This window comes from Rhizobium sp. RSm-3, from assembly GCF_001854685.1.
In the GTDB taxonomy this organism is placed as follows: domain Bacteria; phylum Pseudomonadota; class Alphaproteobacteria; order Rhizobiales; family Rhizobiaceae; genus Rhizobium; species Rhizobium ecuadorense.
This window is the reverse complement of record NZ_MAWZ01000002.1, coordinates 297,057-309,248: the sequence shown is the minus strand read 5'-3', so window position 1 is coordinate 309,248 and position 12,192 is coordinate 297,057. Positions and strand designations below refer to the sequence as shown.

Here is a 12,192-nt window from a genome sequence, read left to right as displayed (position 1 = left end):
CAACAGGTTTGCTATGACAAATAGCTCTTTACAAAGCGGTATCCACGAACGCTCAGATGAAGAAAAAGTGCGCCTTTGTGCCGCTAACAATGCCGACCTGTATCAGGCAATATTCCGTGCCCATGGATTGCCTGATCAGCGAACCAGTGCGTTTTGGTCAAGTGATGCAATCGCACCTCCATACTATTCCAACATGACGACCCTCGACCGGGATGCAACAGAGGAGCAGCTGATTGAAATCGATCGGCTAACAGATCGGCTGGGACGGCGACCTGGTATCAAAGACGGCTTTTCCAAGCTAGATCTCAACGACAACGGGTTCAGGTTGTTGTTTTCCGCATCATGGATTTGGGCTGAACCTCATAAAAGTTCGTCGAGTGCGCCTCAAGATTGGGTACGCGTTCGCGATGTGGCAGCGCTGGATCGCTGGGAACGTTCGTGGAAAGAGTCTGGTAGCCCGACCGATGCCAACGTCTTTACACCTGCCCTGCTTTCCGATTCCAATATGCACATCTATGGTCGATTGGCCGGCGACGGGTTTGATGCGGGATGCATCGCAAATCGATCGCCGCAGGTTGTAGGCATCTCCAATATTTTTAGTTTGGCTGGCACGCTGCAGGCGTTCCAGGATGCAATTTCATTGGCCACTATCGCCTTTTCAGCCGATTTGCCCCTTGTCGGATATGATCGCGGTGAAGCGCTAGACGAAATGAAAAAGCTGGGTTTCAAGCCCGTCGGCCAATTGCGGATCTGGCTATCTGATGAGGGCGCATAAACGCCTCCCCCTATCTTCTCCATTGGCGTTGTTTAGCGGGAAAACAACCCTACACCCTCTTACTGATTGCGGCGTCTGCCCTGTAGCAGGTCAAGGACGGAGTGTGCCGCCTCGAGAACGTTGGTGCCCGGACCGAACACGGCCGCAACGCCGTGTTCGTGCAGGAACTCATAATCCTGCCGCGGGATGACGCCGCCGCAGACGACGATGATATCGTCGCCGCCCTGCGCTCTCAGCCTGTCGATCAGCTGCGGCAGCAGCGTCCGGTGGCCTGCCGCTAAGGACGAGACGCCGACGACATTGACCTTTTCGCCGAGCGCCATCGCGACGGCCTCGTCAGGCGTCTGGAACAGCGGGCCGGCAAGCACGTCGAAGCCGATATCGCCGAAGGCCGAAGCGATCACTTTGGCGCCCCGGTCGTGCCCGTCCTGGCCGAGCTTGGCGACCATGATTTTCGGGCGGCGGCCCATCGTTTCCGTGACCTCCGTCATGCGCTCCTTGAGGACGGCAAGTTCCGGCTCGTCGTTATAGGCTTCGCCGTAGACGCCCGTGATGACCTCGGGCGTTGCGGCATGATCGCCGAAGGCAGCGCGCATGGCGTCCGATATTTCGCCGACGGTGGCGCGGGCCCGCGCCGCTTCGATCGCGGCTTCGAGCAGGTTGCCGCGGCCGCTGCGCGCGGTCTCCGCCAGGGCCGCCAGCGTCTCGCGCACGGTACTGCCATCGCGGCGGCGCTTGGTTTCCTCGATGCGTTTGATCTGCGCAATGCGCACCGCGCTGTTGTCGATCTCCAGAATGTCGATCGGCTGTTCGTTGTCGAGCCTGTAGCGGTTGACGCCGACGATGACCTCCTCGCCCTTGTCGACGGCGGCCTGGCGGCGCGCGGCGGCCTCTTCGATCAGCCGTTTCGGCAGGCCCTCGTTGACGGCCTTGGTCATGCCGCCGAGCGCTTCCACCTCCTCGATCAGCGCCCAGGCCTTGTCGGCGAGCTCTTTCGTCAGGCTCTCGACATAATAGGAGCCTGCCAAGGGATCGACCACCCTGGTGACGCCGGTTTCGTGGCTCAGGATCAGCTGTGTGTTGCGGGCGATGCGGGCGGAAAATTCCGTCGGCAGCGCGATCGCCTCGTCGAAGGAATTGGTGTGCAGCGACTGCGTGCCGCCGAGCACGGCCGACATCGCCTCAAAGGCGGTGCGGATGATGTTGTTATAGGGGTCCTGCTCCTGCAACGAGACGCCGGAGGTCTGGCAATGGGTGCGCAGCATCAGCGAGGACGCCTTCTTCGGCTCGAACTCCTCCATGATCCGGGTCCATAGCAGCCGGGCGGCACGCAGTTTCGCCGCCTCCATGAAGAAGTTCATGCCGATCGCGAAAAAGAAGGAGAGCCTTCCGGCGAAATCGTCGACATTGAGGCCTTTGGCGATCGCCGCCCTGACATATTCGCGGCCATCGGCCAGCGTGAAGGCGAGTTCCTGGACGAGCGTCGCGCCGGCCTCCTGCATGTGATAGCCGGAGATCGAGATCGAGTTGAATTTCGGCATCTCCCTTGCCGTATATTCGATGATATCGGCAACGATCCGCATCGAGGGTTCCGGCGGATAAATATAGGTGTTGCGGACCATGAACTCCTTGAGGATGTCGTTCTGGATGGTGCCCGACAGATCGGCCTTCGAAACGCCCTGCTCCTCGCCGGCGACGATGAAGGAAGCGAGGATCGGGATGACGGCGCCGTTCATGGTCATCGACACCGACATGTCGGCAAGCGGAATGCCGTCAAACAGGATCTTCATGTCTTCGACGCTGTCGATCGCCACACCCGCCTTGCCGACATCGCCTTCGACGCGGGGATGATCGCTGTCATAACCGCGGTGGGTGGCGAGATCGAAGGCGACGGACAGGCCCTTCTGGCCGGCGGCCAAATTCTTCCGGTAAAAGGCGTTCGACGCCTCCGCCGTCGAGAAACCGGCATATTGGCGGATCGTCCAGGGCCGGCCGGCATACATCGTCGCGCGCGGGCCACGGGTGAAAGGTGAAAAACCGGGAAGCGAGCCGAGGTGTTCGGCGCCCTCAAGATCCTCTACCGTGTAGAGCGGCTTGACGGCGATACCCTCAGGCGTCTGCCAGGTCAGCGTCTCGGGCGAGGCGCGCAATTCCTTTTGCGCAAGCTCCGTCCAATCCGACAGCGTCTTCTTCGTCATGCGTTCCTCCGGCTCTTTCATCCGCACCCTACCATTTCATAGGATCGCCGTGCGATACCAATCGTTGAATTTTATTCCCGGCGAGGACCCGCCTGATGAAGACAATGCAGATCTATGCCTTCGACATGAATTGCGTCGGGCATATAAACCACGGCCTATGGACGCATCCGCGTGACCAATCGATGCGCTATACCGACCTCGATTACTGGACGGAATTCGCCAGGACCGCCGAGCAAGGCAAGCTCGACGGCATCTTCCTCGCCGACATCGTCGGCGTCTACGACGTCTACAAGGGCAGCCCTGCCCCGGTGATCGAGACGGCGGCGCAGATCCCGGTCAATGACCCGCTGATCCCGATTTCAGCGATGGCCTATGTGACGAAACATCTGGGTTTCGGCGTCACCGTCAACACCACTTACGAGCCACCCTTCCTGCTGGCGCGGCGCATATCGACGCTCGATCACCTGACCAAGGGGCGGATCGGCTGGAACATCGTCACCGGTTATCTCGACAGCGCCGCCCGCAGCATGGGCTTCGACAGGCTGCCGGAACATGATGCGCGTTACGACGCAGCCGAGGAATATCTGGAGATCCTCTACAAGCTCTGGGAAGGCAGCTGGGACGACGATGCGGTTTTGCGGGACAAAGCGGGCGGCATCTATGCCGATCCTGCGAAGGTGCGTGCGGTCAGCCACGACGGCAAATACTATAAGATGGAGGGCATCCATCTCTGCGAGCCGTCGCCACAGCGCACGCCCCTGCTCTTCCAGGCCGGGGCGTCGGCCCGCGGCCAGGATTTTGCCGCGCGCCACGCCGAATGTGTCTTCATCGCCAGCCCGAACCCCGGGGCGGCCCGGCCGACCGTCGATGCGTTGCGGGTGAAGACGGAGGCATTCGGACGCGGCAGAGCCGCGTTGAAGATCCTGAACCTGATCAGCGTTGTCGTCGGGCGGACGGAGAGGCAAGCGCAGGACAGGCTGGAAGATTATCGCCGCCATGCGAGCGTCGAGGCTTCGCTTGCGCATTACTCCGCCTCCATCGGCATCGACCTGGCGAAATACCGGTTGGATGACGTCATCGACCAGAGCTCGACCAACGCCAATCAATCGGCGCTTGCCGCAATCACCAAGCAGGCGGCAAAGCCGGTGACGAAGCGCGAGATCGTCGACCAGATGGTGCTCGGCAGCCGGATGAAGCCGATGGTGGGCTCGCCGGAGCAGATCGCCGATTGTCTGCAGACATGGATCGAGGAGGGCGGTATCGACGGCTTCAATCTGGCGCGGACGGTGGCGCCGGAGAGCCTGCGGGATTTCGTCGATTTGGTGGTGCCGGTGCTGCAGGAGCGCGGCCTCTTCAAGGCAGCCTATTCCAAAGGGCCCTTGCGGCAGAAGCTTTTCGGCGGCGGAAACGGCAGATTGCCTGCCGCTCATCCCGCCGCCAGGTTCCGCCGTTGACCTATCTCCGGTCCAGCCTGGCGACCAGCCGGTCGCCAAACCACTGGATGCCGCAGACGAGGACGATGAGGACGGCCACTACCGCGATCATCACGCTGGTTTCGAAACGCTGATAGCCATAGCGGATGGCGAGATCGCCCAGGCCGCCGGCGCCGATCGCACCGGCCATCGCCGAAGCGCCGATCAACGTCACCAGCGTGACGGTGAATCCGGCGACGATGCCGGGCAGCGCTTCGGGCACCAGCACCTCGCGGATGATCGTCCAGCGATTGCCGCCCATGGCGCGCACCGCATCGATCAACCCGCGGTCGACCTCGCGCAGCGACACTTCGGCGATGCGGGCGTAATAGGGTGTGGCGGCGATGGCGAGCGGCACGATGGCCGCCCAGGTGCCGAGTGCCGTGCCGACGATCAGCCGCGTCAGCGGGATCAGCGCCACCAGCAGGATGATGAAGGGCACCGACCGGAAGCCGTTGATGATGGCGCCGAACGTGCGGTTGATCCAGAGATTTTCGGCGATGCCGCCGCGCGCCGTGACGACAAGGGCAAGACCGAGCGGCAGGCCGGCGACCAGCGAGATCACGCCCGAGGCGACGGTCATCAGCACCGTCTCCCACAGCGAGCGAAGAAGCAGTTCAAACATGATCGGTGTCATAACCAAGCACCTCCACCCGGGCGGACCGGGCCGTCAGAAATTGTTCGACCTTTCCCGCAAGCGCGGGGTCGCGTGCGGGAATGGCGATGAAGAACCGCGCCACCGGCTGGTTCTGGATATGGTCGATGCCGCCATGGACGAGGCGGAAGGAATGCGGCAGCGCCGCCGAGAGTTCGGCAAACAGGGCACCCTGCGCTTGCGGACCGGCGAGATCGACGCTGAGGATCGCCTCGCTGCCTCCAGTCGCCGACAGCCGGCCGGCGATATGATCGGGAAGCTGGGGACGGATGCCGCCGAGCAGGCTCCTGGTGATGGTCTCTCGCGGATCGGCAAAGACCGACCAGACCTGCCCCTCCTCGACGATCCGCCCGGCGTCGATGACCGCGACGCGATCGGCAATGCCGCGCACCACTTCCATCTCGTGGGTGATCAGCAGAATGGTCAGGCCAAGCTTACGGTTGATGTCTTTCAGCAATGCCAGGATCGACCGGGTCGTCTCAGGGTCGAGCGCCGATGTCGCCTCATCGGACAAGAGCAGCGCCGGGCGCGCCGCAAGCGCACGGGCGATGCCGACGCGCTGTTTCTGGCCACCGGAGAGCGATGCGGGATAGGCTTTCGCCTTGTCGGCAAGGCCGACGAGATCGAGCAGTTCATGCGCCCGCCTCAAGCGTTCGTTCCTGGCGATACCCTCGATCTTCAGCGGCAGCGCGACATTTTCCTCGACTGTCTTGGCGGACAACAGGTTGAAATGCTGGAAGATCATGCCGATGCGGCGGCGCAGCGGCTGCAATTCATGTTCGGCAAGCGCCGTGATATCGCGGCCTTCGATGAGGATCTCGCCGCTGTCGGCGCGCTCCAAGCCGTTCAGGCAGCGGATCAGCGTCGATTTGCCGGCGCCGCTACGGCCGATGATGCCAAGGATCTCGCCTCTCCTCACGGTCAGCGAAATGCCGTCGAGCGCGGGTGTGGTCCCGAAGCGCCGCTTCACATCGGTCAGCCTCACCACCTCTTCGGCAGCGGCCGCTTGCGGCTGTGCCGCGATCGCCGTGGTGGAAACAAAGGAATTCATGTGCTTTTCCTTACAAAGACCGAAGGCGGCCCGGGCAATCAACGCCCGGACCGCCTCTCGGCAGGCCTTAACCCCGGCCCTATTGCCGATCAATAGGCGCTGAGACCCGTCCCCTTGTAGACCTTGTCGAACTCGGCCTTGACGGTGTCGTTCTGATAGGAAGAGACGAGTGTCTTCACCCAATCCGCATCCTTGTTGTCGTCCTTGACGGCGATGAAGTTGCGATAGGGATTGTCGGCGATCGGCTCCTGGGCAATGCGTTCGGCCGGAGAAAGACCGCTCTTCAGCGCCCAGTCGGTGTTGACGACACCGGCATCCAGATCGTCGATCGAACGGCCGACGATGCCGGCGTCGAGTTCCTTGATTTCGATCTTCTTCGGATTGTCGGTGACGTCGGCGACGGTCGCCAGAATGCCGGTGCCGTCCTTCAGCTTGATCAGGCCTTCGCTCTGGAGAACGCGCAACGCCCGGCCTTCGTTCGAGGGATCGTTCGGCACGCCGATGACGGCGCCATCAGGAATCTCCGCAACGGATTTGTACTTCTTGGTGTAGAGGCCGATCGGCCAGACACCGGTATAGCCGACGCGAGTGATGTGGTAGCCGTGCTGCTTGATCTGGTTGTCGAGATAGGGCTGGTGCTGGAAGGCGTTGGCGTCAAGTTCGCCGCGCTCCAGCGCTTCATTCGGCTGCGTATAATCGTTGAAGGTGATCGTTTCGATCTTGAGGCCCTTCTTGGCCGCCTCGCTGGTGACCACGCGCCAGATGTCCTCCTCCTCGCCGGCCATGATGCCGACCTTGATCGACTTGTCCTCGGCAAAGGAAGGAGCAGGTGCTGCAAAAGCAAAAAGTGTGGCAGCGGAAACGGCGACGGCGGCCAGAGCCGCGCGGCGCGAAAGGTGGAAGCCGTGAAGATTTTTGTTCTTGCTCATTGTTATATCCCGTCTGACTGAATGAGGCCGAACGCCCCGAGCAGGCGAATATTGGCAAATGCGTGGATCGGGAGCGAAGCAGGAAAGTCTGATATGAAGGAAGGGTCGGAAAAACTCTTGCCCTGCCATCGATATCGGCAGGATAAATTTCTACCAAATTTATGGATTGATCGCGGCTTATAAGCATATTCTAAAAATGAAGGCGGCGCCCTCGGAGCGCCGCCTTCGAGCCTGTTTCCGCGACCTTTTACTCGGCAGCAATGAGGGCCTGCGTGCGGGCGGGAAAGAAAGTCGAAAGCTCGCCGATGACTTCTCCAATTCGCTTGGCAAGCGGTTCGGATGAGACGCGGTAATCGGTGAAGTCGCGATCGGACGCATAGACGGCCGTCGGCAGCGTGTGCGACATGAAGAAGCCGAAGAGCGGGCGCAGCTGATGCTCGACCATCAGCGCGTGCCGGTCACCGCCGCCTGTCGCGGTGATGACGATCGGCTTGGCGCGTAGCTCATGCGGGTCGATCAGGTCGATCAGATGTTTGAACAGGCCGGGATAGCTGCCCTTATAGGTCGGCGCGCCGATGACCAGCAGATCGGCATTGACAATGTCATCGATGACTTCTTTTGCGCGGCTGTCGAGATCGCCGCGGCGCAGCGCCTGGCCAAGCGAGGGGCCGACATCGGTGAGGTCGTAGAGGGTGTTCTCGAAGCCGTATTTTTCACCGGCAAGGCCGGCGATGTTTTCGACCAGTGCGAAAGTCTTCGAGGGACGGTTGAAGCTACCCGCCAGGCCGACCAGTTTGTAAGCAGACATGCCATTTCCTTCCGATATCGTGCCGCGACCGATTATTGGACAGATATTATCTATAAAAATAGTGGATTAAAGCAAGCCTATCCTCTTCATCAAGATGAGGAGAAAAATACATTCTCATCCGCAGGTGATCGCCTGCTTGCGACACCGCATCACGCATTGAGCCCGGAATATGGCGGATATTCCAGGTCGATGCGTTGTCGAAGCGCTATATCGCCTCAGACTGGTTTTGGCTTCGGGATGCGCGGCAGGAAGATCGTCAGCAGACCGAGAAGCGGCAGATAGGAGCAGATACGGTAGACGAAATCGATGCTATGGGTATCGGCGAAACTGCCGAGCAGTGCTGCACCCAGCCCCCCTGCCCCGAACGCAAAACCGAAGAAGACGCCGGCGATCAGCCCGACGCGGCCGGGCACCAGTTCCTGTGCGAAGACGACGATCGCCGAAAAAGCCGAAGCGAAGATCAGGCCGATGACGATGCTGAGCACGCTCGTCCAGAACAGGTTTGCATAGGGCAGCAGCAGCGCGAAAGGAATGACGCCGAGAATCGAGAACCAGATGACGAAACGGGCGCCGAAGCGATCGCCGATCGGCCCGCCGAGGAACGTGCCGACGGCGACCGAGCCGAGGAAGAGAAAGAGCATCAGCTGCGCCTGCTGGACGCTCAGCGCAAACTTGTCGATGACATAGAAGGTGAAATAGCTCGACACGCTCGCCATGTAGACATTCTTCGTCGCTGTCAGCAGCACGAGGATCAGCAGCGCCCAGACGACCCTGTTCTGCGGCAGCGGCAGAGCCCGGCTCACCGCCGGCTTGCTGGCGTTCTGGCGACGATGGCCAATATACCAGTTTCCGACCCAGCTCAGCACGACCATGCCGATCATGGCGATGGCGGCAAACCAGGAGACGCTGTGTTGGCCGAGCGGCAGCACGATGAAGGCGGCGAGCAGCGGACCGATCGCCTGGCCGGCATTGCCGCCGACCTGGAAAAACGACTGAGCGAAACCGTGGCGGCCGCCGGAGGCAAGACGGGCGACGCGCGAGGATTCCGGATGGAAGACCGCCGAGCCGAAGCCGATCAGGCTGGCCGCAACCAAAAGCAGGGCGAAACTGCCGGCATTGCCGAGCAGGATGAGCCCGCAGAAAGTGCTCGCCATGCCGACCGGCAGCGAATAGGGCATCGGCCAGCGGTCGGTGACGATGCCGACCAGCGGCTGCAGCAGCGACGCCGTGACCTGGAACGTCATGGTGAGGAGACCGATCTGCGCGAAACTGAGATCGTAGTTCGCCTTGAACAGCGGATAGAGTGAGGCGAGCAGCGACTGCATGATGTCGTTCAGCATGTGGCAGAAGCTGACCGCCACCAGGATGGACATCGTAGTTTTTTCGAAACGGGGCGCACGCTCGGCAACGGTTGCCATGGGCATTTCTCCTGGACGGCCCGGTTGGTTGCCGTGCCGCGTCGCTTTGTTCGATGGATTTCGGGCGATCGGGGCTGGGGAAGATGATCAAGCGACGGTCGCTGACGTGGATTTAGCGTAAGGCGGGCGGCAATTACAGCCCAGTTTCATCAGGATCGGTACGGCTTTTGTTCGATTTGCCCTTTTGCCGCTTCATTCTGCGTCGCTTCACCTCTTGCCGGACGGGGGTTTTCCTACCACACTCGGTTGCGATCATCGGCTATATGGTAGGCGATGTGAAAACAATCATGGAAAACCGGGGCGGGGAATACTACAGCTGCGCTGATTGAAAATGCGATCGAGGCTGAAACACGCGATGAATGTCAAGACACCGAATGCAATAGACGGCTATGTCGGGGCGCGTATAAGAATGCGCCGGCAGTTGCTTGGAATGAGCCAGGAACGGCTTGCCGAGCAAATCGGCGTGACCTTTCAGCAGGTTCAGAAATACGAGAAGGGCATCAACCGCATCGGTGCGAGCCGTCTGCAGCGGATAGCCGATGTGCTTCACACGTCGCCGAGCTTCTTCTTCGAACAGGAAAATTCCGAGCCGTTGACGTTGCAAGGGCTGGATCTGCCCGCAAATACTGATCCGGTCGCCGAATTCCTGCGAACGAAAGAGGGATTGGTGCTCAATCGCGCCTTTCTGAAGATCGCCGACCGGAATATCCGTGAAACCATCATCCAATTGGTGAAGGCGATGGCGCAAGCGGAAAGCGGCGGTGTAACATTGGGTGTCCCTGTGGCGGATATCACCCTTCCGCTCGGAGAATAGTCAGGCATATCGGCAGGCACTATCCGCATGAAGCTCAGGCTCGAGTCATTTGGTGAGTTGCGACTGATCGACCAGGCAGGGCGACCTGCGGCGTTCCCGGAAAAAGGCCTGCTGGCGATTTGTTATCTGCTGGACCGTGATCTGCGGGACGGAGCCGGGAGCGAATATCCGCGCTCGGCGCTGGCGCGGTTCTTGTGGGACAGCCATGACAATTCTGACATCATGGCCAACCTGCGCAAAACCATATCGCGTATTCAGATGCGTCAGACCGAGCTGGGCGCCGAACTTCTGGCCTTCACGGCGACCGGTGTGCGGGTCAGGCCGGATGCCTTTTCCGGTGATTTCTTTGAACTTGCCAACCCCGAAGGCGAAGGCGCCCTTGGCAAGCTGCAGCGGCTGGTTGCCATCTTTCGCCAGGATTTCCTGGCTGGGCTCACCGACCAAAGCGCCAGTACGCGGCAATGGATCGCCGGCCAGCGCGACCGGCACATGGCGGTTCTTGTGGATGCGCTGAAGACGGCGCTGCCGATGGCGCGGTCGCGAGAGGATGTGAGCCTGATCAAGGAGGCGGCGCTCAGGATTTTCCGCGAGGCGCCTGATGACGAAAACATTCGTCGTATCCTTCTTGAGGCCTATGAGTCCGAAGGACAGCTGGAGAAAGCCCGCCGGCTTTTCGAGACGAGCAAGCATGAGCTGGAAAGCGCATTCGATATCGGCCTTGACGTCCAGGCGCTGGGAGAGGTCCGCAAAATTTTTGACGGCGGTCAACAACTGCAGAGCTTCGCGGTGCCGCTCACCGACGGCGTTCGGGTTCCTGGTCCCCTACCCCGTGGCCCCCTGCCCCGTCTGGTGCTGCTGCCGCCGGGCGGGACGGATACGATCGGTGCTTTGCCGATGCTCTCCGAGGCGCTGATCGAGGACGTGACCATCGGTCTTTGCGCGCTGAATACGGTTTCGGTGGTGGCGCCCCATACGGCCGCCCGTATCGCACGCAACGCCGACAAGGATCAGCTGATCAAGCGCCATTCGATTTCATACGTTCTCGACACCAGGCTAAGCCATAGCGCGGGCATCCCTGCGCTCTTTGTCCAGCTGATCCATGCCGGTAGCGATGAAGTCATCTGGGCCGAGCGTTTCAGCCTCGAGAAATACGAACTGATAAGCCACCGGCGCGACATCGCACGGCAGATTGCCAGAGAGCTTGCCGGTCAGGTCCGCCGGCATGAAACCATGCGCGATTCCTTCGAGGGTAATTCGGCCGCGTATCACAGCTACCTTCTCGGTCTGCGGGATGTGAAGCGGCTTGCCCTCCCCGACGTGCGCCGCTCTCGAAAGGCTTTCCGCGAGGCGCTTCAACACAGCACACATTTTGCCCCTGCGCTCAGCGGATTGTCACGCACGTATCTCGTCGAGTGGCTGCTGACGGCACGCGGCGACAGCCAGTTGCTCGGCCTTGCGGAGGACTATGCGAACCGGGCAATCGTCGCCGATCCTTCGTTTGCGGCCGGCTTTCGTGAACTCGGCGTTGCCAAGCTCTATCTCGGGGACATCGATGAAAGCGTCCTGGCGTTGAAGCTCGCCGAAGAGCTGAGCCCGCATTATGCCGATGGCATCGCAAGTTATGCCGATACGCTCGTCCACGCGTCGCGCCCTGCCGATGCACTGGCCAAGATCGAGCGGGCCATTTCCCTCAACCCGCTGTGCCCGACCGACTATCTCTGGACGGCGGCCGGGGCGAATTTCGCCCTCGGCCATTATGCCGAGGCGCTCGAGCAGATCTCCATTATGGACGACCGCACACCGGCGGACCGGCTTTCGGCTGCCTGCTGGGCCATGCTCGGCGATATGAAAAACGCGCGTATCTATATGCGCAAGGTGCGCGAGATCTATCCGGATTTCGATGTCGACAAATGGCTTTCGGTCGTCCCTTTCAAAGAGCAATGGCAGAAGGAACAGTATCGCGAGGCGTTGCGCAGGGCCGGCTTCTGAAGTCTGGCCCCGAAACTGTAAGCCGGCAGGTCCTGTCACGCCTGTGTCACGCGCGTTTTTCGTTCAAGAGGATTAAACTGACT

General features: G+C 60.8%; 10 protein-coding genes. 4 read left to right on the top strand and 6 right to left on the bottom strand.

Annotated elements, in window-relative coordinates; all coding sequences use genetic code 11:
* Positions 1 to 13 precede the first annotated feature (13 nt).
* Entirely contained in the window at positions 14 to 775 is a 762-nt protein-coding gene (locus BBJ66_RS04635) for a hypothetical protein (protein WP_071085724.1), read from the top strand.
* Between the two features lie 59 nt (positions 776 to 834).
* Here BBJ66_RS04635 and scpA read toward each other — a convergent pair whose 3' ends face one another.
* On the bottom strand, positions 835 to 2,973 hold the full coding sequence (gene scpA, locus BBJ66_RS04630) for a methylmalonyl-CoA mutase (protein WP_071085722.1): 2,139 nt from the start codon (positions 2,971 to 2,973) through the stop codon (positions 835 to 837).
* Between the two features lie 95 nt (positions 2,974 to 3,068).
* Here scpA and BBJ66_RS04625 point away from each other — a divergent pair, with 95 nt between their 5' ends.
* Complete coding sequence (locus tag BBJ66_RS04625) at positions 3,069 to 4,427, top strand: LLM class flavin-dependent oxidoreductase (RefSeq protein WP_071085291.1); 1,359 nt, start codon at positions 3,069 to 3,071, stop codon at positions 4,425 to 4,427.
* Between the two features lies 1 nt (position 4,428).
* Here BBJ66_RS04625 and BBJ66_RS04620 read toward each other — a convergent pair whose 3' ends face one another.
* The 5 genes from BBJ66_RS04620 to BBJ66_RS04600 form a co-directional block, all read right to left on the bottom strand.
* On the bottom strand, positions 4,429 to 5,082 hold the full coding sequence (locus BBJ66_RS04620; protein WP_071085289.1) for a methionine ABC transporter permease: 654 nt from the start codon (positions 5,080 to 5,082) through the stop codon (positions 4,429 to 4,431).
* Positions 5,063 to 6,151 (bottom strand): methionine ABC transporter ATP-binding protein, encoded by a 1,089-nt coding sequence (locus BBJ66_RS04615; protein WP_071085287.1) that lies wholly within the window; start codon positions 6,149 to 6,151, stop codon positions 5,063 to 5,065. Before BBJ66_RS04615 ends, BBJ66_RS04620 begins: the two co-directional genes overlap by 20 nt.
* An 89-nt stretch (positions 6,152 to 6,240) precedes the next feature.
* Positions 6,241 to 7,080 (bottom strand): MetQ/NlpA family lipoprotein, encoded by an 840-nt coding sequence (locus BBJ66_RS04610; RefSeq protein ID WP_049732312.1) that lies wholly within the window; start codon positions 7,078 to 7,080, stop codon positions 6,241 to 6,243.
* A 247-nt stretch (positions 7,081 to 7,327) separates the two neighbouring features.
* A complete protein-coding gene (msuE, locus tag BBJ66_RS04605) occupies positions 7,328 to 7,888 on the bottom strand; it encodes an FMN reductase (protein ID WP_071085285.1) in 561 nt (186 codons plus the stop codon).
* A gap of 215 nt (positions 7,889 to 8,103) precedes the next feature.
* Positions 8,104 to 9,306, bottom strand: a complete 1,203-nt coding sequence (locus tag BBJ66_RS04600; RefSeq protein WP_071085283.1) for an MFS transporter — start codon at positions 9,304 to 9,306, stop codon at positions 8,104 to 8,106.
* A 355-nt stretch (positions 9,307 to 9,661) separates the two neighbouring features.
* Between BBJ66_RS04600 and BBJ66_RS04595 the strand changes: the two genes are divergently transcribed.
* The gene (locus BBJ66_RS04595; protein WP_049732223.1) at positions 9,662 to 10,120 is read left to right on the top strand and encodes a helix-turn-helix domain-containing protein; all 459 of its coding nucleotides are present in this window, start codon (positions 9,662 to 9,664) and stop codon (positions 10,118 to 10,120) included.
* A gap of 27 nt (positions 10,121 to 10,147) precedes the next feature.
* Complete coding sequence (locus BBJ66_RS04590; protein WP_071085281.1) at positions 10,148 to 12,109, top strand: SARP family transcriptional regulator; 1,962 nt, start codon at positions 10,148 to 10,150, stop codon at positions 12,107 to 12,109.
* The last annotated feature ends 83 nt before the right edge of the window (positions 12,110 to 12,192 follow it).

Excerpts from the sequence above, each read along its gene's own strand:
- BBJ66_RS04615 (WP_071085287.1), bottom strand. The coding sequence starts at position 6,151 with ATGAATTCCTTTGTTTCCACCACGGCGATCGCGGCACAGCCGCAAGCG.
- BBJ66_RS04625 (WP_071085291.1), top strand. The coding sequence starts at position 3,069 with ATGAAGACAATGCAGATCTATGCCTTCGACATGAATTGCGTCGGGCAT.
- BBJ66_RS04595 (WP_049732223.1), top strand. The coding sequence starts at position 9,662 with ATGAATGTCAAGACACCGAATGCAATAGACGGCTATGTCGGGGCGCGT.
- BBJ66_RS04610 (WP_049732312.1), bottom strand. The coding sequence starts at position 7,080 with ATGAGCAAGAACAAAAATCTTCACGGCTTCCACCTTTCGCGCCGCGCG.
- BBJ66_RS04600 (WP_071085283.1), bottom strand. The coding sequence starts at position 9,306 with ATGGCAACCGTTGCCGAGCGTGCGCCCCGTTTCGAAAAAACTACGATG.
- msuE (WP_071085285.1), bottom strand. The coding sequence starts at position 7,888 with ATGTCTGCTTACAAACTGGTCGGCCTGGCGGGTAGCTTCAACCGTCCC.
- BBJ66_RS04635 (WP_071085724.1), top strand. The coding sequence starts at position 14 with ATGACAAATAGCTCTTTACAAAGCGGTATCCACGAACGCTCAGATGAA.
- scpA (WP_071085722.1), bottom strand. The coding sequence starts at position 2,973 with ATGACGAAGAAGACGCTGTCGGATTGGACGGAGCTTGCGCAAAAGGAA.
- BBJ66_RS04620 (WP_071085289.1), bottom strand. The coding sequence starts at position 5,082 with ATGACACCGATCATGTTTGAACTGCTTCTTCGCTCGCTGTGGGAGACG.
- BBJ66_RS04590 (WP_071085281.1), top strand. The coding sequence starts at position 10,148 with ATGAAGCTCAGGCTCGAGTCATTTGGTGAGTTGCGACTGATCGACCAG.